The sequence below is a fragment of the Dyadobacter luticola genome, assembly GCF_005860805.1.
Classification (GTDB): Bacteria; Bacteroidota; Bacteroidia; order Cytophagales; family Spirosomataceae; genus Dyadobacter; species Dyadobacter luticola.
This window is the reverse complement of sequence record NZ_VCEJ01000005.1, coordinates 523,274-543,036: the sequence shown is the minus strand read 5'-3', so window position 1 is coordinate 543,036 and position 19,763 is coordinate 523,274. Positions and strand designations below refer to the sequence as shown.

Sequence of the window (19,763 nt, the reverse complement as noted above, 5' to 3'; positions counted from 1 at the left end):
ATTTTTGGCTTTTATTTACTCCCCTATTCACTGACTCCTTGAAATTCGCTGCAATTGATATTGGATCCAACGGTGCCCGCATGCAAATATCTACCGTATTGCAGGATGAGGGCATTTCCCGCTTCAAAAAAATAGAATACGTTCGCTTCCCGCTCCGTCTTGGACACGATGTTTTTACACAGGGCAGGATTACGCCGCAAAGTGAAGATAGAATGATGAAGCTGATGCTCGCGTACCAGCTTTTGATGGAACTGCACGAGGTTGACGATTTCATGGCTTGTTCCACTTCCGCCATGCGGGAGGCTTCTAACGGGCAGGAAGTCCGTGATCACATTGAAAGCCGCACCGGCATACATATACAGATCATTGACGGGCAGCGCGAGGCAGAATTGGTGAATAATGTGGTAGTGAAATCGCTTTCCGACGGGCAGTACCTGCACATTGATGTAGGCGGCGGCAGTACTGAATTGAACTTATACCGTGACCGGATCAAGATCAATGCAAAGTCTTTTAAACTGGGTTCTGTACGACTTTTGGAAGGTACCGAATCAAAAAATTCCTGGCTGAAAATCAAAGAGTGGATCAATCAGAATGTAGATTACGGACAGCCGATTCAGGCTGTGGGTACGGGTGGTAACATTAACAAGCTCTTCGATTTGTCTTCCAAACTAACTGAAAGCTCCACCAGCCGCGAAGAAATTGAAAGAATGCGCGACTACATTGCCCAATTTACATTTGAAGAAAGGATTAACAAGCTGCAACTGAATCCCGACCGCGCCGACGTGATTGTCCCGGCCGGCGATATATATCTTTCTGCGATGAAATGGGCGGGCGCCGAGATCATTCACGTTCCGGACGTCGGCCTCAAAGATGGAATGCTCCAACTACTTTACGATCGCGCATGTCGCAAAAAAAAGGCCTGAAACAGGCCTTTTTCAATTTATTAAATCTCGTATCATCTACCAAACCTGTTCCAGGTCTTTTGCGCCATATTTGTGATTCCGGTCTGTAAAAGCCGATTTGCCACTGTCACGCTTTAAGCCAAGCGGATTTTTCTTGGACATTTTCGCTACCACAGCAACCGGGAACAAAACCACAAAGAAAACGATCGACAAAAGGATCTTTCCGTTTATCGCTCCCAATATCTCCGCGATCTTATACCATCCTTTGACAATCAGGTCGCCCACAACCGGGATTGCCAGACTCAGCACGCCAACCGCAGCAGCGGCCATGAGGAAATAAGGATATTTGGATTTAAAAATAAAGTAAAGTACTACCAATCCGGTTACGATAACCAACTGGGCTTTCGACTTTTCTGATTCAGTCATTGGATGTGTAAATGTTGAAATACGCTGGAACCTGATTGGGTACCAGCGTAATAAATGTTAGATTTTTGACTTAGCTCAACGCGGCAAAAAAGCCGGTCTTAGAAAAGAGTGTAAATAAACGGAGCCACAGCCGAGCCACCACCAATCACGATCAAAACCCCGATCAAAAGCAGTACAATGATTACGGGAGCGAGCCACCATTTCTTGCGCTCCTTCATAAATGCAAATAAGTCTGTCAGAAAATCCATCTCCTTCTTAATGTTTTGATTCAACAATAAAATTAAAATACTTTATTCACTTTTGGGCAAAATACATGAAAATCAATGCATTGCTTTGTAGAGCCGGTCGGCGATCAGCGCATTTAACGTACCGCTGCCGTGTCCGTCATTCTTTCCTACAACGCGCTCCTTTTCAGGAATTTTCACAATTCCATCATTAATCGGCACCACTTTCACACCTTTCGATTTCAGATATTCTTCAACCGGTTTGGTATATCCCGCGCTCTTATCGATTTGAAAAAGGAAAGGGATAAACACGGCATACATTTCGGCTTTGGTGCTATCGCGGTAGTCGATCATTTTTGACAGATCGCGAAGGTGCGCATTCAGGACCGTAGTATCAGTATACGCGGTCTGGACAAACTTTTCGAATGTGCTGAAACCAGTGTGCGGCAACTGCCAGTAGATAAAATTAGGCAGGTAAAAACGCTTGACAATCGTCGCCATCGGACCTTGCAAATCGGCATAAGGTTCAGCGCCGGACAATGTAAGGCCTTTTTCACGACCTACTTTTTCAATGTCATTGGGAAAATATTCGAGGATAATAATGTCGGGTTTTACAGGAAATTCCTGCAAACGCTTGGCTTCATCACGAGTGTCCGCACCCGACATTCCCAGATTATATACTGCATATTTATCCGTACCAAGCTTGGTTTCAAGAATATTTGAAAATCGCTCATTCACATCCTTCAATCCGTGACCCGCTGCAAAAGAATCGCCTATTACCAGCACATTCTTTTTCCCTGCTTCTTTCGTCACCTCTTTATCATGGTAACCCAGTGAATTCACTGGCTTCCAGTACTTTTCCCACCAGATCTGCGATGCTTTTGAAAGTACACCCTCGTGACTTTGGGGAATGTACATAAAGATAATTTCGAGGAAAATGAGCGTGACAAGTAGTGGCACTGCGATAGTCACTACATTGGCTAACAACCCTTTTGCCTTACTTTTTACGACACCGTAATAGAAAATCCGCAGGATTTCGATGATCAGGAGAAACCAGAAAGCAAATTTCGCCAGCCTGATATGCCAGCTATCGCTTTGCGGAAAACCCGGATAATCAAATTTGATTTGAAACTTATCGGGGTAAAAAAGGAAAACAAAGAGCAGCCCGAGGAAAGCGATCCTGATCAGGCTGGTTACAATTTTTGATGCCATGGTGTGTTGCTGATCTTAGAAGGATAATTAATCGAGTACAAACTCTTCCTTCCAGTTATCTTTTTCGAGCCACTCTGGCTGCAGCTTTTTGTTAAAAATAAAATTGCCGACAACCAGATAATCCATTTCGGTACGCATAAAGCACCTGTAAGCATCATTCGGGGTGTTTACGATCGGTTCCCCGCGTACGTTGAAGCTGGTATTTACAACTACTGCGTAACCTGTCAGGGCTTTAAAAGAATTGATCAGATCGTAGTAGCGCGGATTCGTATCCCGGTGCACCGTCTGGATCCTGGCAGAATAATCAATGTGCGTGATCGAAGGCAAGTCAGAGCGCTCGAAGTATAATTTCTCACGAAGATCCAGTGAGCCGTAATTGGCTGGAACTGGTTTGCGGCGGTTTTGTGCAACCGGGTGCACCAGCAACATATATGGTGAAATGCCGTCGTAATCGAAGTAATCGGAGCATTCTTCTGCCAAAACGGAAGGTGCAAACGGACGGAAGGATTCTCGGTATTTGATTTTCAGGTTCAGCTTTTTCTGCATTTCTGCATTTCTCGGGTCGCCCAGGATGCTTCTTCCACCCAAAGCGCGTGGCCCGAATTCCATTCTTCCCTGCACCCAGCCTACTACATTTCCTTCTGCGAGCAACTTTGCCGCATCTTCGGCCAGCTCGCTGAAATTATCGTAATGTGTATAAACTGCCTTGTATTTCTTGGCGGTCAATGCTACGTCGAGATCGGAGAAAGTTGGCCCCAGGTAAGATCCGCGCATCGCGTCATTTTTCCAGGTAATGTTCCTTTCCTGCCCGAAATAAATGTGGTATGCCGCCTGTGCAGCCCCCAAAGCACCTCCTGCATCACCCGCAGCTGGCTGGATGAAAATATCTTTGAAAATATTGGCTTTCTGTAATTTTCCGTTCGAAACACAGTTCAAAGCGACACCACCTGCCATACACAAATAATCGGCGCCAGTGAGTCGTTTCGCCTCTTTTGCCATCCGGATCACCGCCTCTTCGGTAATGTTCTGGATCGCCAGTCCCAGATTACAGTGAACCGCTTCCAGCGCATCTTCCGGCCTTCTGGTTTTGAAACCAAACAAAGCTTCCCACTTATGCTCATTGACCATTTTCAGGCCGGTCGCATAATCAAAATATTCCTGATCAAGCCAAACCGAACCATCCTCTTTCAAGTCAACCAGGTCTCTCAGAATGATCTCCTCATACTTTTTAATGTCAGGAGAATTTGGATCGCCATAAGGTGCAAGACCCATCAATTTATACTCCCCGGAATTCACACGGAAACCAAGGAAATAGGTAAATGCAGAATATAAAAGCCCCAAAGAATGCGGGAATCTCAGCTCTTTGAGAATGCTGATGTCTTTACCCTCGCCCAAACAAATGGAAGCGGTAGCCCACTCGCCAACGCCGTCAATGGTAAGGATTGCAGATTTTTCGTAAGGTGAAGGATAATAGGCGCTGGCAGCATGCGACAAGTGGTGCTCGGGAAAGAGCATTTTCACTTTTTTCTTTTTCTTGTCGTAACCCAGTTTTTCAAGCTCTTCATTGATCAGACGCTTCAAAAACATCTTTTCCTTGATCCAGACCGGCATTGCTGTAAGAAAGGACCGGACTCCTTTGGGTGCAAAAGCGTAGTAGGTTTCGAGCAGCCTTTCGAACTTCAAAAGAGGCTTGTCGTAAAAAACGATCGCGTCCAGTTCGTTGATGGATAATCCGCCATATTCCAGACAAAATGCGACTGCATTGGAGGGGAAACCTGGATCGTGCTTTTTGCGGGTAAAACGTTCTTCCTGCGCCGCTGCTACTATTTCACCATTGTCAATAAGAGCCGCCGCAGAATCATGATAGAAAGCCGAAATACCTAAAATTTTCATTAATAATAATTAAATTATGTGTACAGTTCCACCCATACCGTGCAAAAGGCGTGCAAGTTAAGCATTTTGCTCAACCCTGCAATTTACGATCATGGCCTTGCCAAATGGTAACGGGAGTTTAATACGCTATTTGTTAATAAATCTTTTTTACAATCTCCGCACGCTCAGCTTACTGCACCATTTTTTCACGAATAATAAATCCGCTCACTTCTCGTGCAAACCTTTGTGCTCCCGGCTCAGCGACATGGCAAACATCACAAAACATGGTTGAATCTTTCGGCATCAGCGCCTCCATATCCAGAAAAGCTACTTGCGAATCCTTTACAACCTTGCGAAGTACAAGGTTATGTGTCTGCACGCCTTTTTTAACATTATCCGGTTTCCCCCAGATCGTGACCGGTGAGGCAAACATACAACCTGCAAAATGGCTCATATCTACCTGCTCGCCAGTGAGTTTGACATTCGGCGGAAAATAAGTGGCATAACTCATGAGCACCAGCTTGTCCCCGCGTTCTTTCGCAATCCTGACCAGCCCTTCCAAATTTTTTCCATAAGAACCGGCCGTTTTAATATCCGAGCCGTATTGCGCAAATTGCGGATCGACCTTTTCCTGGCTAACGTAAACCTTATGCGTTACCTTGTCTTTGATGTAGTGAATGGTGCGGTCGACCAGGTATGGAATGACGGTGAAATTGATTTCCGGATGTGATTCCAGCAGGTAAATGTCATTATACCACTTAATGTGCGAGTAATCATTTCTGAAATCCTTTGCCGGAATGTTATTCGCCCGGTTTTCATTGATCGCCTCGTAATAGAGTACCAGATCGAAGCGCTGGTCTTTTAATAATTTGTATTTCAAATAATTATCGAGCGAAGTATGCCCGGCGCCGGCAATGTTGTAGAAGGCGAATTTCTTTCCCTTGTATTCGTTTCTAAGCAGCGTATCGAGCCGGGCTTCCAGATTTGACCAGGGCGTACTCACCACCGAACCACCCAGAATCAGCACATCGTAGATCTCGTCATCGCTTTTAATTTCCTTTTTGCGGATCGGATCGAGATTGGTGTAGTAGCTTTTAAAAATATTATCGGCGGGTTTCAGAAAGGGATAACCCAGAAAAAGCAGGCTTAAACGCAGTAAAAGCTCAGTGAGCAGGAAAAGTATCAGGAAAAAAATCGAAGAAAAAAGGACTACGCGTAAATTCATTACGATCCTGAGCTGATTAGGTCAGGTGCAAATATAGTAATCGCCGAAATTTTTGACGCATTTAATTACAAACCGGCGAACATTCACCGGAACCTAAATGACAATTTTGGTCGGCTTATGGTTTTCGTCCAGCGCGACAAAAGTAAAAATGCCGGTCACCGCCTTCTCCCGACCCTCTTCGTACATTTTCTCAACAAAAATGTCTACACGCACTTTCATACTGGTATTTCCGACGGTTTCCACACGTCCCACGAGCTCGATAATTGTTCCCGCCGGGATCGGATGCGTAAAATCAATGCGGTCCGTAGAAACGGTCACACACCTTAACCGTGAAAATCGCGTGGCAGCAATAAAAGCGACTTCGTCCATCATCGACAAAGCCGTACCGCCAAAAAGTGTATCGTAGTGATTGGTATTATTTGGAAAAACCGTCTTAAAAACACGCGCTTCCGAAGCAATAATCTTTTCGTCGAGATTCAAAATGTGGTGGGGTTACTTTCAAGGAAAAAATCTGTACACCTCTTTTCGGTGCAAGACCCTTGCAAATATAACAGTGTCTTCTTCAAGAAAAATGCCTATCCGATAGTCTCCAATCCTGACCCGGTAGGCATTTGAGAATCCCTTCATTTTTTTGAGATTACCGATTTCTACTAATCCTGCCGCTAAATTCACCTGTTCGATTATCGCTTTAATGTCCGCTCTTATGTCTTCCGGCAGCTTTTTTGTATCCCTTATAAATGCTCTTGTGTACTCATATCTCATAAATTCTTCCTAAAAAGAAATGACTCAAATTCCTGTTTTTCAGTTGAGCTAGCAATTCCTTCTTTTTTTCCTTCCAACATTGCCAGTCCGAGTGCAAGATCCTCGGCTTCGTCTGATAGGATATGTTCATTTACCTCAATGTCCAGCGCTTTTAAAATGGTCATGAGCGCGTCTTTTTGCAGGCTCGTCACCGACACATCCAACATAATTCTTTCTCGTTCCGCAGCAGTTTCCATCTCCTTATTTTTATCAACAACATTAAAGTTACAGATATTTACCGATTCGGCGCAACCAATTCCGCCGCATCTTTATCCAGCATAATCTCCGCATTCAAATGATTTTGCAAAGCCGTCGTCGGAAAATCAGTGGTTACCGGAAAGGCCAGTGCCCTGCGGATAACTTCTGCTTTTGATTTTCCTGAGGCGAGTAAAATAGCTGTTTTGGCTTCCAGAATGTTGCGGATACCTACTGTGATACCTTTAGTGAGTACGGTCGGGGTTTTGAAATATTTTTGACCAACTTCAATGGTAACCGGGTCCAGCTCAGAAACGTGGGCGTGCAAGTCCCAGGGCGTACCTGGTTCATTTAAAGCCAAATGACCATTCATGCCAACGCCCAGAACAATCAGGTCCAGCCCTCCCAAACCATCCAGAATTTTATTTACCCGATCGCATTCCGATTGCGGATCGGGCGCTTTTCCGTCGAAGTAGACGATCTGATTATCACGCATCCCGATCGGCTTCAAGAAGTCGCGGTCAAGCAGGTCGCGGCAGCTGCCGTCGTCTTCACCATTCAGGCCAATCCACTCGTCCAGACCGATAAAGACGCATTTTGAAAAGTCCGTAGCGCCTTTTTGGTTGGCCGCTACCAGCGCCTGGAACATGCCGAGCGGCGTGCTGCCGGAAGGAAGACAAATGACAGCATTTGGTTTTTTGGCAAGAAGCGTTATCACCCGATCGGCCGCAGCAAGGCTCATGCTGTTGTAATCGGGGTAGATGCTAATTTTTGGGGTCATACTTGGAAATCGTGAAGGTGCACCGCGACAATCTAAACATTCTTTTTAAGGCACTAAACATTTATCACCAAAAAATACCCAAAAACTGCAAGCCCAAACCTAACTTTACCGCGTAATCCGCATTCATCATTTTCATTATTATTATACATTAAAAATGGAATACCGAATAGAAAAAGACACCATGGGCGAAGTGCAGGTACCTGCTCATGTATATTGGGGCGCTCAGACTCAACGCTCTATCCAGAATTTTCCGATCGCCCAGGATATCAATAAAATGCCGAAGGAAATTATCAAAGCCTTCGCATACCTCAAAAAAGCCGCCGCGATCACCAACTTCGAGGCGGGCATTCTTACCCAGGAAAAAAGTGATCTCATCGGACAAGTTTGTGACGAAATCCTCACTGAACAGCTCGACGACCAGTTTCCGCTGGTAGTTTGGCAAACAGGCTCCGGTACGCAATCCAACATGAACTGCAACGAGGTGATCGCTTACCGCGGGCACGTTTTGCAGGGTGGCGATTTGTCTGATAAAACCAAATTTCTTCATCCGAATGACGATGTAAACAAGTCGCAGTCGTCTAATGATACCTACCCTACCGCGATGCACATTGCGGCTTACAAAATTTTGGTAGACGTTACGATTCCGGGTATCACGAAGCTGCGGGATACATTAAAAGCAAAATCCGAAGCATTTAAAAATGTGGTTAAAATCGGCCGTACCCACTTTATGGATGCGACGCCGCTGACTTTGGGCCAGGAATTTTCGGGTTATGCGTCCCAGCTGGATCACGGCCTGCGGGCGATCTACAATACATTGTCCCACCTTTCTGAACTCGCTTTGGGCGGTACCGCGGTGGGAACGGGCATTAACACGCCGGAAGGTTACTCCGAGAATGTTGCGCGCCACATTGCCCAGCTGACGGGCCTGCCTTTTGTTACCGCGGAAAATAAATTCGAGGCGCTTGCCGCCCACGATGCGATTGTGGAAGCACACGGCGCATTGAAAACCGTGGCGGTAAGTTTGATGAAAATCGGAAATGATATCAGAATGTTGTCGTCCGGCCCACGCTCGGGGATCGGTGAAATCCATATTCCTGATAATGAGCCGGGGAGCTCGATCATGCCTGGAAAAGTGAACCCGACGCAATGTGAAGCGATGACGATGGTGGCGGCCCAGGTGATGGGTAATGATGTGGCGATCGGTATCGGCGGCTCAAACGGACATTTTGAATTGAATGTTTTCAAACCGCTGATGGCTTACAACTTCCTGCATTCCGCGAGACTGATCGGCGATGTATGTGTTTCATTTAATGATAATTGCGCAATTGGAATCGAGCCGCTGCATGAGAATATCAGGAAACACGTGAATAATTCTTTAATGCTCGTCACGGCATTGAATACCAAAATCGGATATTATAAAGCTGCTGAAATTGCTCAGACTGCGCATAAAAACGGTTCAACATTAAAAGAAACCGCCGTGGCACTGGGTTACCTGACGCCGGAGGAATTCGATGCATGGGTAAAACCGGAGGAAATGGTTGGTACAATCAAATAATTTCAGTTTTTGTTAAAATTAAAAAGTGCTCCGCTCTCCGAGTCGGGGCACTTTTTGAATCAGGGATAGGATGAACATTCAGACTAGTTTACTGACCGGCCCGGCACATGCCAAAATCTTTGCGAACCAAATTGCAGATTATGCCTGTACTTCGCCGGAAACGTTTCACGAGTTGGTTGAATGTTTTTTGTCAAAAGACAACCGGCTGTCCCAGCGCGCGGCGCGTAGTTTGAGTATCGCGGCAATAAAAAGGCCGGAATACATTGAACCTTATATTGAAATGCTGGTCGGGCAGCTGAAAAGGACAGACGCTCACGATGCGATTCTGAGGAACATTACCCGCATTTTGGAACAAATCAACATTCCGGAAAAATTTCATGGAGATGTGATGGATACCTGTTTCAAATTCATCCGAAAACGGCAGACAGCCATCGCAATCCGCGCCTACTCGCTCACGATCCTTTTTAATCTTTCCAACATTTACCCGGAAATCAAGGACGAACTCCGGTATGCAATCGAAGAAAGCATGGCCTACGAAAAGCCTGCAATACTTTCGCGTGGAAGAAAAATCCTAGCGTCATTTAAAGAAAAATAGCACGACGATTTTGGCCTGGCGCGACCTTTTTCTGGTTTGCAATCGGATTTTATATAACATTGTAAACAAAAAGATTAAATGATCATCTACTGCTATTCTGCCCTGGACGAGCCGCTGTGGCAACAGCTCCGGGATAGGTTGTCTCCGCCACATACTATTTATTTCCGCGCCGAGAGCCCGTCAAAAGAAGACACCATTTCGCATTTTCAGGAAGCTGATTATTTGCTGGGAAACCCGCCAGTGGAGTGGTTTGAAACTGTGCCTGCGAACCTGAAATTCTGGCAGCTGGATTCTGTGGGCATGAACCAATACGCCGAACTGCCGCTATCCAATGAAACTTTGGTAGCAAATATGGGCGACTGGTTTGCCCGTCCCTGCGCAGAAACGATCGTAGGCGGGATACTCGCACTCTACCGGGGCCTCGACAAGCTGACACTTTTGAAACAAAAAACCGAGTGGATCGGCCACGGACTGCGGCCGCAGCTGAAAATTATTTTTAAGCAAAATGTGGTCGTACTCGGAGCAGGTACGCTTGCGCAGGCAGTCCATGCGGTGCTGACCGGCCTCGGCTGCTCGATACATTTATTCGGCCGGACGTCTTCACTGGCCAATTTGCATAGCCGCGAAGAGCTTCTTTCCGAACTGCCTTTCGCGGATGTGGTGATCAATACATTGCCGGGTACCGCGAGTAATTTTGCCGACGCCGAATTCTTTTCGAGAATGAAAACCGGAAGTGTTTATGCCAGCATCGGACGTGGTGACACTACCGACGAGAAGGTTTTAATCGAAGCATTGCAATCGAAGCAACTGGACGGCGCCGTGTTGGATGTGACTGAATCAGAGCCACTTCAACCCGATAATCCGCTTTGGAAAATGGACAATGTAATCCTTACCCAGCATACCGGCGGTGGCCACAGAGACGAGCACATTGGTAAGGTTGACCTGTTTCTCAACAACATTTTCGCCATTGAAAACGGCGGCAGTGTCATCAATCAGGTCGATCTCAAAAAAGGATATTAATAGTAATCAAATCAGCATTAACCGTGTCAGAACAAAGTTTAGCAGCATTTGTTAAAGAAAAATATTTTGCAAAATTCAGAGATGAGATATCTTCTGAAAAGGTGAGAACATTCCGCTCTCCCGGCCGGATTAACCTCATCGGCGAGCATACCGACTATAATAATGGTTTCGTACTGCCGGCCAGCGTGGATAAGGCCGTGTATTTTGTCATCGCGCCGAGAGAGGATGATCAGGTCATTTTATTCGCGACAGACCTGGACGAAACTTACAGTTTTTCTTTGGGTGATTTATCCAAACCAGCCGCTTCCTGGCCGCATTATCAGATTTCGATTGTTGATCAGATCCATAAGAAAGGCTTAAAAATCGGCGGTTTTCAGGCGGCTTTTGGGGGTAATGTTCCGGTTGGGGCAGGATTATCTTCTTCCGCAGCTTTGGAATGTTGCCTGCTTTTTGCGTTAAATGAAATTTACTCGCTTGGTCTGAATCGTTTTGGCATTGTAAAAATGGCTCAGAAAGCTGAGAACGAGTACGTTGGCGTGCAATGTGGTATCATGGACCAGTTTGCTTCTGCTTTCGGAAAACAGGAAGCTGTGATCCGCCTCGACTGCCGCTCGCTGGAATACGAATATTTTCCTTTCCCAATGGACGAATACCTGATCGTGCTTTGCGATACCAGCGTAAAACATTCCCTGGCAAGCTCGGAATACAACACCCGGCGGCTTGAATGTGAAAAAGGGATCAGTATACTTCAAAAATATGATGCTTCCATTCAAAGTCTGCGGGATACGACGCCGGAATTTGTAAACCAGCATCGGGAAGAACTGGGCGATGTAGTTTACAGAAGATGCAAGTTCATCACCGAAGAAATCCGCCGCGTACAGGATGCCTGCGATCTGCTCATACAGGGCAATCTGCCTGATTTTGGCAAAAAAATGTACGAAACACATTATGGCTTGCAGGACGAATACGAGGTAAGCTGCGAAGAACTGGATTTTCTGGTAGCAGAAACTGTTGAAAATCAAGCCGTAATTGGTGCTCGCATGATGGGTGGTGGATTTGGAGGCTGTACCATTAATCTTGTTAAAAAAGAAGCGGTGCCCGCGTTTGAAGAAACAATGAAAGCCGCATACCTGGAAAAATATCACATTGACCTGCCTTGCTATAAAGTGAAAATCACCGACGGGACCGAAGAAATTATCCTCAATTAACTCTTAACCAGCCGCAAATTCCAGACCTGTTATTATGAAAAGACTACCTTTTTTACTCACCGCACTGATAGGCCTCTGCCTTTTCGGGTGCTCCAAAACCAAGACAGACGAAAAAATGATCAGTACAATTTCCAAAGAAGTATTTGGCAAACTGCCTGACGGTCAGGAGGCTGACCTTTATACCCTCACCAATGCAAACGGGATGACCGTGAACATTACAAACTATGGTGGCATTATCACGAAGCTGACTGCTCCGGATAAAAACGGTCAGTGGGCGGATGTTGTGCTGGGTTTCGATTCGCTGCCGCCATATCTGAAAGAACATCCATTTTTTGGCGCACTGGTAGGCCGCTATGGCAATCGGATTGCGAAAGGAAAATTCAAACTGGGCGGTAAAGATTATACGCTGGCCATCAACAATGGTCCAAATGCGCTGCACGGCGGTTTGAAAGGTTTTGACAAGCAACTTTGGAAAGCGACGGAGGTCAAAAAAGACTCGATTGTAGGGTTGGAATTGGAATATGTGAGCAAGGATATGGAAGAAGGTTATCCCGGCACATTGTCTGTAAAAGTGACTTATACTTTGGATAATGATAATGCATTGACAATCAATTACTCGGCGACCACCGACAAGGAAACTGTCGTGAACCTCACCAACCACTCTTACTTCAACCTGACCGGTTTGAAAAGAGACATTCTCGATCATGAAGTGACCATTGAATCCGACAGCATTGTCCCTGTGGATACCACATTGATCCCAACCGGAAAGCTTCGCGCAGTGGAAGGAACGCCGTTTGATTTCAGAAAGCCGACCAAAGTAAGCGCTGGAATTAACAAAACCGAAGACGAGCAAATCAAGGCTGGTGGCGGCTACGATCATTGCTGGGTGATTAAAAGATCGGAACCGGGCCTGATGAAATTCGCGACGGTAAAAGATCCGGAAAGCGGCCGCGTGATGGAAGTATTCACCACCGAGCCCGCTGTACAATTCTACACCGGTAACTTCCTCGACGGCAAGCTGCAAGGCAAAGGCGCCACCTACGTAAAACGCTTCGGCCTCTGCCTCGAAACCGAACATTACCCCGATTCTCCGAACCATCCGCAGTTTCCGACGACTGTTTTAAAACCTGGGGAAACATATCAGACGACAACGAAATATCAGTTTTCGGCGAAGTAAGTAGCAAACTCAACATTCATCTAGTACCTCCGGCGAAGAATCTGGCGCAACCGCGTCCGGCTCTTCGCCTTTTACATTTTTGCCACTTTTAGTTAAATTTGATATGCCAACTGTCTTGTACATTAATGGATTTCGCTTCTTTTTCTGGTTGAACGAGCACGAACCCATTCATATTCACGTTGAAAGAGGCAAATGTAGCGCCAGGATTGAGCTTGTTCCAAAAATAGCTGTGAGCTACAACCGCGGGTTCAAGAAGAATGAAATGAGAAGCATTTTGGATATAATCGTCTGTAACTATGGAAAAATCATTCAGGCCTGGAACAACACCTTTGATCAGTGAAGAACTGCAAGCTTTACTTAATGGGGCCAGTGACGAGGATGTAATCGACATTGCAGACGATTTGGATCGAATGATTCTTGAAAGCGGATTGCAAATCCGTCATTTCGGGTTCGCTAGGGACCTTGATCTCGCACTTTTTATCCTGAATGATAAGCGGGTGATCACCAGACCATTATCTTCTTTTCCATATTTGGACAAAGCACAGGATTACGATTTGGATCAGTACCGGGTATCTGAATCCGGGATACACTGGCCAGACCTCGACGCAGATATTAGCCTTCGCGGATTATTACAAGATGACAAGGTTTTAACCAAATAATTTGACTTACCCAGTACCACCACAAATGCTTACCAAAACCGTAAAAATCAGCCATGTTACCAATCTTTCCGATGCGCGTTATTGTGCCGGGATGGGGGTTGAAATGCTGGGTTTTTCTATTGATGAGAGTTCGCCGAATTACATTTCTCCCAAAAAATTTGAAGATATATGTTCCTGGCTGGCCGGGGTGACTTTGGTGGCAGAAACCTCCGAAACTGATCCGCAACGCATCCTGGCAACACTGGGTGACTACCCTGTCCACGCCGTGCAGGTTCAGGAACCGGGCTTGTTAAATTATTTGCAGAGCGAACTGGGCTTACCGCTGATCCTGCGGGTAAGTGTCGATTTGTACGAAGCAGACGAAATCGAATATATCCTGAGCCGCTACGGCGCCGATATCTCCCACTTCCTGCTTGAAAGCGACAATAATGCCGAACTTTCAGACGCGTGGGTGAAAGCGCTCGACAGACTGGCAGGCGAATACCCGATCCTGATCGGCTTTGGACTGGATAATGAATTTACAGTGACGGCCCTCACTGAGCTACTTCCCAACATTGGTATCGCCCTGCGCGGAAGTGACGAAATCCGCCCTGGATACAAGGATTTTGGCAGCATGATGGACATTCTGGAAGCTCTCGAAGAATAAAATAAGCCGCCCTTTTTTCTTAAAATCTGACTTTCCCGAAAAATATCCGCTTAACACGCGCTTTTGCCGATAATAATTTTCCGGTTTACAGTATCTTGCATTACCTACTACCTTTGATTACAAATAAACGCTAAACTAATCATGGAAAAGAAATTGCATCGTATCCCGGACCAGGCAGTCTTTGGTGGCGTGGCTTCCGGAATAGCCGAGTACTTACACATTGACGTGGTAATTGTACGGGTTCTCTTTGTTGTCATGCTGCTGCTTCCGGTTCCTCCAAGCTTTGGCTGGACAGGCATTTTATATATCGTTCTCTGGGCAGTATTGCCAACCGGACCTGCCGGAGCGGTTTATACAAACCCGACCACCGGCGAACCAAGACCTGCCGAGCCGTTTTTCGACAAGAAAAAATCGGATCAGACGGTGATGATCCTGGGCGGTGTTCTGATCGTTTTCGGTGCAGTTATGCTGATCGACGATTTCCCGATCTGGTATGAGTTTAAAAAATATTTCTGGCCTATCGTATTTATCGCCATCGGAGCGTTTTTGATACTCGGACAGCGGGACAAGGAGCACGAGAATAACACAACTGTTTATCCGACAACGCCTCCGCCAACAGTTGATCCAGTTGTAACCCCAGATCCGACACCAGATCCGCAGCCTTACACACCATTTTCGTCCAGCACTACCACGCCTTCCACACACTTTCCGGAAGATCCCGAAACCAAGAAGCCGGATGATGAAGATGACCAGATCATCAAAGTCAATTGATTGGAATCCAGAACATTGATTTCACTTTTAAAATAAATATAGCCATGAATTTCAGAAACATTTTTTGGGGAGTTATCCTCGTCATCGCGGGCTCCCTCCTCCTGATCGAAGAACTGACTGCATTTGATTTTGGCCGCTTTTTCTGGCCGATTATCCTGATCAGCACCGGCGGGCTGCTCCTGCTGCGCAACTTTGTGAATACCGAAAACACCAACCGATCAAACATTCAATTATGAGAAATTCACGTGGTATCGTGTGGGGCGGTTTGCTCCTGATTTTCGGAGTGGTCTGGCTCCTTCGCAACATGAATATCCTGCATGTGCAATGGAATGAAATACTGCCCTACTGGCCTGTGCTATTGATACTTGCCGGCGTAATGCTACTCATTCCTGGCCGTGAACGTGGCGGTGCAACTGGCGGGGCCATCGCGCTGCTGATTACGTTGGCGGTTTTGGGCGGGATCATCAACCGGACCAACCGCGCATTCGATGACAAGATCGGCAACTGGAACTTCGATTGGGACGATAATGATCACAACTTCGGCTTTCATAATTACGACGATCATGATAATGATGACGACGACGATGATCAAGACGACAACGATGACAACGACGACAAGGACGATGATTACCAGAGCGAACATTTGAAAAGCGGCAGCGATCGCCCCATCAACGGATCTTACAAATACGACATGGAAGATTTCATCCAGAAAGCCAATTTTCATCTGGAAGGCGGCGCGGGCAGCTTCACGCTGAATGGCAATACGGCCCGGCTTTTTGAAGCAAATACCAAAAGCAATGTCGTTGGGTTTGTATCGAATACGTCTATCAACAAGCTGGATAACTCGGCTACCGTCAACCTGAAAATGGAGGAAGGTAATGTGAAGATCAAAAACGGCGAGATTTCCAATCAGGCAAAAATTCAGCTGAATGAAAAACCTGTCTGGAACATTGACTTGGGTATCGGCGCTGGCAAAGGCGATTTCGATTTCAGTAATTATAAAGTGGAAAAGCTGAAAGTGAGTACAGGCGTTGCCGATATGGACATTAAAATGGGCGACAAACTGGCAACTTCCAACATTGATATTGAAGCCGGAGTAGCATCGGTAACTGTTGAAATTCCAAGATCTGTCGGCTGCGAGATGCACATCGATGGCGCGTTGAATGCCAAGAACATTGAGGACCTAAACAAAGTGGGTACCGGACTTTATCAGACTCCGGGATATGCCAGTGCTGCCAAAAAGATCATCATTAATTTCGAAGGCGGCCTGACCAGCATCAACATTAAGCGATATTAACACATAGCATTCCAACCCGATTTTTCGGCTGGTAGAAACTCAAATGAATATCTTTGCAGCTTTTCGCAAGGATATTCATTTTTTTATGCAGTTCAAGGTCAGTTGTTTCTTATTGATGTTCGTGTCAATTTCTTTTTCTTCTTTTGGACAAACCCAAAAACCTGCCGCTGCAAAAATCCCGGGCATTGAACAAAAAATAAAAGACCGTGGGCTGGTGAACATTCAGGAGGCTGATCCGACGATTTTGGTCCAGCTGAAATATTCCACGACCGATAACTTCATGCACAAAGACGTTTACGGAGATCTGGAAAGCGCATACCTGCAACCTGAGATGGCCAAAAGGCTTGCAAAGGCAAACGCGGCATTAAAGCAGCTGCACCCCGATTACAGATTGCTGATTTATGACGCAGCAAGACCCAATTCCATTCAATACCATTTATGGGATGCGCTTGACGACCTTAAAATTCCCTCCAAAAACAAAACCATGTATGTCGCAGACCCGAAAATCGGTTCAAACCATAATTTCGGCTGCGCGGTGGATTTGACCATCGCTGATAAAAATGGAAAAGCACTGGATATGGGCACAAAATTCGACTTCTTCGGTCCGCTCGCCTACCCTCGCTCGGAAGATGGCATGCTAAAAGCTGGTAAGTTGACATTGGACCAGCTTGAAAATCGTTGGCTCCTAAGAAAAGTGATGACGGGAGCTGGTTTCAAGGCAAATGCGACAGAATGGTGGCATTTCGATGGCATGTCTAAAAAGGAAGCGAAAGCGAAGTATGGAATGATTCCCTGATTTGCGAATGTTGATGGCAAAATTCTTATTATGCATAGGGGGAAATGCGCGGCGGGTTGTCTTGGTGGAAAGATTTGAAGCGTGGTAACTACCGCTCCCCAATTTCCGCAACCGCTAATCGACAGAGATTATCTATTTTTGGCCGAAAACCAAAAGAAAAAATCGGTGTACAGTTCCGATCCGGAAATAGTTAACGCAATACGTCGCGGCGATGAAAAGGCTTTCGAGCTCACTTTCAGGACCTATTACCCGCGGCTTTGCCATTATGCCTGCTCACTTTTGAAGGACGAGGAGGAGTCGGAAGAAGTGGTGCAGACTGTTTTTTTTACGATTTGGGAGAAAAGAGAATACCTTGAAATTACCCTTTCCCTGAAATCGTATCTCTACCGCGCGGTGCATAATCATTGCCTCAACCGCTTCAAACATGCTTCTGTGCGGGAAGTTCACCGTGAACATACCCTGAACTTTGCCTCCCAATCTTACGAGTCCGTGACCGAAGTGATCCACGCCAATGAACTGGAAGAACGTATAGAAAAAGCGGTGAGCACCTTGCCGGAACAATGTCAGAAAGCATTCAGGATGAGCAGATTTGAGGAGTTGAAATATCAGGAAATAGCCGATCGGCTGGAAATTTCGGTCAAAACCGTTGAAAACCAGATCGGGAAAGCATTAAAAATCCTGCGCGTGGAGCTGGCCGATTACCTGCCTGCGATGATCTGGCCGATCTATTTTATCATTGAACAGCTAACCCGACGATAACCATGAAATTTCATGAAAACATATCGGAAGAGCTGTTAGCACGCTATCTCGCAGAAACAGCATCGCCGGACGAAAGAGTCCTGGTGGAAAACTGGTTGGAACAATCGCTCGAAAACCGGCAGGAATTTGCGGCGTACCGCCTCATTTGGGACCATTCTGCGACGATCAGCAAAAAATTTGAAGTCAATACAGATGCTGCCTGGGGCAAAATGAAGATGAAGATGGATCAAACGGCTTCTGCCAAAATAGAAGGCGAGTCCCGGCAAATCGATTTTATTCCAGCTTCAAAACAAAAATTCCCCTGGAAAATGTGGGCCGCTGCCGTAGTAACATTAACATTACTGGTGCTGGGCTGGCTGAAAATTCAATCCGGACAACATTCTGAGCCGCTGCAAATTGCCACTACCAATAACACCACCGAAAAAATCCTTCCCGACGGCACCAAAGTTTTTCTTAATTACAATTCGTCCCTTACTTATCCCAAAGAATTCAACGGCGATTTCAGGACTGTTTCTTTGAAAGGCGAGGCGTTTTTTGAGGTAAAAAGAGATACCGGACATCCGTTTATTATCCAGGCAAATGGTACAGAAGTAAAGGTGCTCGGCACTTCATTCAATGTGAAAGCTTATGAAAAATCGCCTGTAAGAGTGGATGTTGCAACTGGAAAAGTGCAGGTGAGCAAAGCCAGCAGGAAGATTGAGCTGGTTAAAGGTGAGGGTGCGGAAGTGGGAAATGATACCATACTTGGACTTCATGCCAATATGAATATGCTCGGCTACAAAACGCAGGTTTACGATTTCCAGGCTACTACGCTGAATGATGTTATCACTTCGATCCGCGAGGGCTATCATGTCGATGTGCGGCTTTCCAACCAGCAAATTGCACGCTGCCGGTTAACAATCCGCTTCGAAAAACAACCTCTGGATGCTACATTGGCCGTCATTGCAGAAACATTGGACCTGGATCTGAAAAAAGAAGGTCAGGTTTATTGGCTTGACGGAAATAGCTGTCAGTAGCATTTTTCAAAATAAATTTCCCCTTGCTAGCCGCGCTGCGAAGGATCCGGTTCTGTAGTTAGAAAAAGGAGCTAGGTTAATTCAAGAATGATACGGCCCAATTCCGCCTCGTCAATGTCGGATTGTTCCGATTTATCATAAATCGAAACCAAGTAAACTTTTTGCGCGACCACTTTCACAAGCGTAATTACCCTCGCGCCTCCGCGTTTGCCTTTTCCTTTTGATTTTATAGACAACCGGATTTTATAGAAACTATTTTTAAGCGGAGTGCCTTGAAGTGGATTATTTTCAAGCTCTTCAATAAGCAATGTCAGCTCATTTTTCAGAGAACTGTATTTCTTTTTCAGTCGCTTGGCTTCGCGTTCAAAATTGGGGATAGTATCAACTTCGAAGCTCATAAATCTTTTAAAAACTCGCGCGCAGACCGACTCTTCAATTCTCCTTTTTGAATCATACCCAACTCTTCGATTCCCTGACGCAGATTGCTCAGAACTTCCTCGTCAGTGTCTTCCGAAGTTTCTCTGATTGTCACGAAAGAAAAGTGATTTAGAAGACTTTTCAGGAAGCTTAGCTCTTTGTCGTCAACTTCAACCGTTAATGTTGCCATTTGATTTTTTGGATTCTTT

General features: G+C 45.9%; 26 protein-coding genes. 15 read left to right on the top strand and 11 right to left on the bottom strand.

What is annotated here, in order from left to right; translation table 11 throughout:
• Positions 1-38: 38 nt before the first annotated feature.
• Positions 39-923, top strand: coding sequence for a Ppx/GppA phosphatase family protein (locus FEN17_RS21425; protein ID WP_138367431.1), 885 nt, complete (start codon positions 39-41; stop codon positions 921-923).
• 36 nt (positions 924-959) lie between these two features.
• Here the strand turns inward: FEN17_RS21425 and FEN17_RS21420 are convergent, their stop codons facing one another.
• The 9 genes from FEN17_RS21420 to FEN17_RS21385 all read right to left on the bottom strand — a co-directional run bounded on the left by FEN17_RS21420 (position 960) and on the right by FEN17_RS21385 (position 7,638).
• Positions 960-1,328 carry an SxtJ family membrane protein gene (locus FEN17_RS21420; RefSeq protein ID WP_138367430.1) on the bottom strand — a complete coding sequence of 123 codons (369 nt, stop codon included), beginning with the start codon at positions 1,326-1,328 and terminating at the stop codon, positions 960-962.
• 98 nt (positions 1,329-1,426) lie between these two features.
• A complete protein-coding gene (locus FEN17_RS27330) occupies positions 1,427-1,576 on the bottom strand; it encodes a DUF5989 family protein (RefSeq protein WP_015812275.1) in 150 nt (49 codons plus the stop codon).
• A 72-nt stretch (positions 1,577-1,648) separates the two neighbouring features.
• On the bottom strand, positions 1,649-2,764 hold the full coding sequence (locus FEN17_RS21415; RefSeq protein ID WP_138367429.1) for an SGNH/GDSL hydrolase family protein: 1,116 nt from the start codon (positions 2,762-2,764) through the stop codon (positions 1,649-1,651).
• Positions 2,765-2,791: 27 nt separating this feature from the next.
• Positions 2,792-4,657, bottom strand: a complete 1,866-nt coding sequence (locus tag FEN17_RS21410; RefSeq protein ID WP_138367428.1) for a carbamoyltransferase family protein — start codon at positions 4,655-4,657, stop codon at positions 2,792-2,794.
• Between the two features lie 169 nt (positions 4,658-4,826).
• Positions 4,827-5,861, bottom strand: a complete 1,035-nt coding sequence (locus tag FEN17_RS21405) for a hypothetical protein (RefSeq protein WP_138367427.1) — start codon at positions 5,859-5,861, stop codon at positions 4,827-4,829.
• A 93-nt stretch (positions 5,862-5,954) separates the two neighbouring features.
• Positions 5,955-6,341, bottom strand: a complete 387-nt coding sequence (locus FEN17_RS21400) for an acyl-CoA thioesterase (RefSeq protein ID WP_138367426.1) — start codon at positions 6,339-6,341, stop codon at positions 5,955-5,957.
• An 18-nt stretch (positions 6,342-6,359) separates the two neighbouring features.
• Positions 6,360-6,623, bottom strand: a complete 264-nt coding sequence (locus FEN17_RS21395) for a type II toxin-antitoxin system RelE family toxin (RefSeq protein ID WP_138367425.1) — start codon at positions 6,621-6,623, stop codon at positions 6,360-6,362.
• Complete coding sequence (locus tag FEN17_RS21390; protein WP_138367424.1) at positions 6,620-6,859, bottom strand: hypothetical protein; 240 nt, start codon at positions 6,857-6,859, stop codon at positions 6,620-6,622. The genes FEN17_RS21395 and FEN17_RS21390 overlap by 4 nt, the downstream gene beginning before the upstream one ends.
• Before the next feature lie 38 nt (positions 6,860-6,897).
• Positions 6,898-7,638: a glucosamine-6-phosphate deaminase gene (locus FEN17_RS21385; RefSeq protein ID WP_138367423.1), complete on the bottom strand. Its 741-nt coding sequence runs from the start codon at positions 7,636-7,638 to the stop codon at positions 6,898-6,900.
• A 154-nt stretch (positions 7,639-7,792) separates the two neighbouring features.
• Here FEN17_RS21385 and fumC point away from each other — a divergent pair, with 154 nt between their 5' ends.
• The 14 genes from fumC to FEN17_RS21315 all read left to right on the top strand — a co-directional run bounded on the left by fumC (position 7,793) and on the right by FEN17_RS21315 (position 19,137).
• Positions 7,793-9,193: a class II fumarate hydratase gene (gene fumC / locus FEN17_RS21380; protein ID WP_138367422.1), complete on the top strand. Its 1,401-nt coding sequence runs from the start codon at positions 7,793-7,795 to the stop codon at positions 9,191-9,193.
• A 70-nt stretch (positions 9,194-9,263) separates the two neighbouring features.
• Entirely contained in the window at positions 9,264-9,788 is a 525-nt protein-coding gene (locus FEN17_RS21375) for a HEAT-like fold family protein (protein WP_138367421.1), read from the top strand.
• Positions 9,789-9,866: 78 nt separating this feature from the next.
• Positions 9,867-10,808 (top strand): NAD(P)-dependent oxidoreductase, encoded by a 942-nt coding sequence (locus FEN17_RS21370; protein WP_138367420.1) that lies wholly within the window; start codon positions 9,867-9,869, stop codon positions 10,806-10,808.
• 23 nt (positions 10,809-10,831) lie between these two features.
• Positions 10,832-12,016, top strand: a complete 1,185-nt coding sequence (galK, locus tag FEN17_RS21365; protein ID WP_229208933.1) for a galactokinase — start codon at positions 10,832-10,834, stop codon at positions 12,014-12,016.
• A gap of 34 nt (positions 12,017-12,050) precedes the next feature.
• The gene (locus tag FEN17_RS21360) at positions 12,051-13,193 is read left to right on the top strand and encodes an aldose epimerase family protein (protein ID WP_138367418.1); all 1,143 of its coding nucleotides are present in this window, start codon (positions 12,051-12,053) and stop codon (positions 13,191-13,193) included.
• Between the two features lie 103 nt (positions 13,194-13,296).
• Positions 13,297-13,533: a DUF4160 domain-containing protein gene (locus FEN17_RS21355; protein WP_138367417.1), complete on the top strand. Its 237-nt coding sequence runs from the start codon at positions 13,297-13,299 to the stop codon at positions 13,531-13,533.
• Complete coding sequence (locus FEN17_RS21350) at positions 13,490-13,852, top strand: DUF2442 domain-containing protein (protein ID WP_229208932.1); 363 nt, start codon at positions 13,490-13,492, stop codon at positions 13,850-13,852. Before FEN17_RS21355 ends, FEN17_RS21350 begins: the two co-directional genes overlap by 44 nt.
• A 25-nt stretch (positions 13,853-13,877) precedes the next feature.
• The gene (locus FEN17_RS21345; RefSeq protein ID WP_138367416.1) at positions 13,878-14,498 is read left to right on the top strand and encodes a hypothetical protein; all 621 of its coding nucleotides are present in this window, start codon (positions 13,878-13,880) and stop codon (positions 14,496-14,498) included.
• A gap of 141 nt (positions 14,499-14,639) precedes the next feature.
• Entirely contained in the window at positions 14,640-15,269 is a 630-nt protein-coding gene (locus tag FEN17_RS21340) for a PspC domain-containing protein (RefSeq protein ID WP_138367415.1), read from the top strand.
• A gap of 44 nt (positions 15,270-15,313) precedes the next feature.
• Complete coding sequence (locus FEN17_RS21335) at positions 15,314-15,505, top strand: LiaI-LiaF-like domain-containing protein (protein WP_138367414.1); 192 nt, start codon at positions 15,314-15,316, stop codon at positions 15,503-15,505.
• The gene (locus FEN17_RS21330) at positions 15,502-16,566 is read left to right on the top strand and encodes a toast rack family protein (RefSeq protein ID WP_138367413.1); all 1,065 of its coding nucleotides are present in this window, start codon (positions 15,502-15,504) and stop codon (positions 16,564-16,566) included. Before FEN17_RS21335 ends, FEN17_RS21330 begins: the two co-directional genes overlap by 4 nt.
• Before the next feature lie 115 nt (positions 16,567-16,681).
• Entirely contained in the window at positions 16,682-17,362 is a 681-nt protein-coding gene (locus tag FEN17_RS21325) for a M15 family metallopeptidase (RefSeq protein WP_138367412.1), read from the top strand.
• Between the two features lie 138 nt (positions 17,363-17,500).
• Entirely contained in the window at positions 17,501-18,121 is a 621-nt protein-coding gene (locus FEN17_RS21320; RefSeq protein ID WP_138367411.1) for an RNA polymerase sigma-70 factor, read from the top strand.
• Positions 18,122-18,123: 2 nt separating this feature from the next.
• A complete protein-coding gene (locus FEN17_RS21315) occupies positions 18,124-19,137 on the top strand; it encodes a FecR family protein (protein WP_138367410.1) in 1,014 nt (337 codons plus the stop codon).
• A 71-nt stretch (positions 19,138-19,208) separates the two neighbouring features.
• Here the strand turns inward: FEN17_RS21315 and FEN17_RS21310 are convergent, their stop codons facing one another.
• Both FEN17_RS21310 and FEN17_RS21305 read right to left on the bottom strand, forming a co-directional pair.
• Positions 19,209-19,535 (bottom strand): type II toxin-antitoxin system RelE/ParE family toxin, encoded by a 327-nt coding sequence (locus FEN17_RS21310; RefSeq protein ID WP_138367409.1) that lies wholly within the window; start codon positions 19,533-19,535, stop codon positions 19,209-19,211.
• Entirely contained in the window at positions 19,532-19,744 is a 213-nt protein-coding gene (locus tag FEN17_RS21305) for a hypothetical protein (protein WP_138367408.1), read from the bottom strand. The genes FEN17_RS21310 and FEN17_RS21305 overlap by 4 nt, the downstream gene beginning before the upstream one ends.
• Between the last annotated feature and the right edge of the window lie 19 nt (positions 19,745-19,763).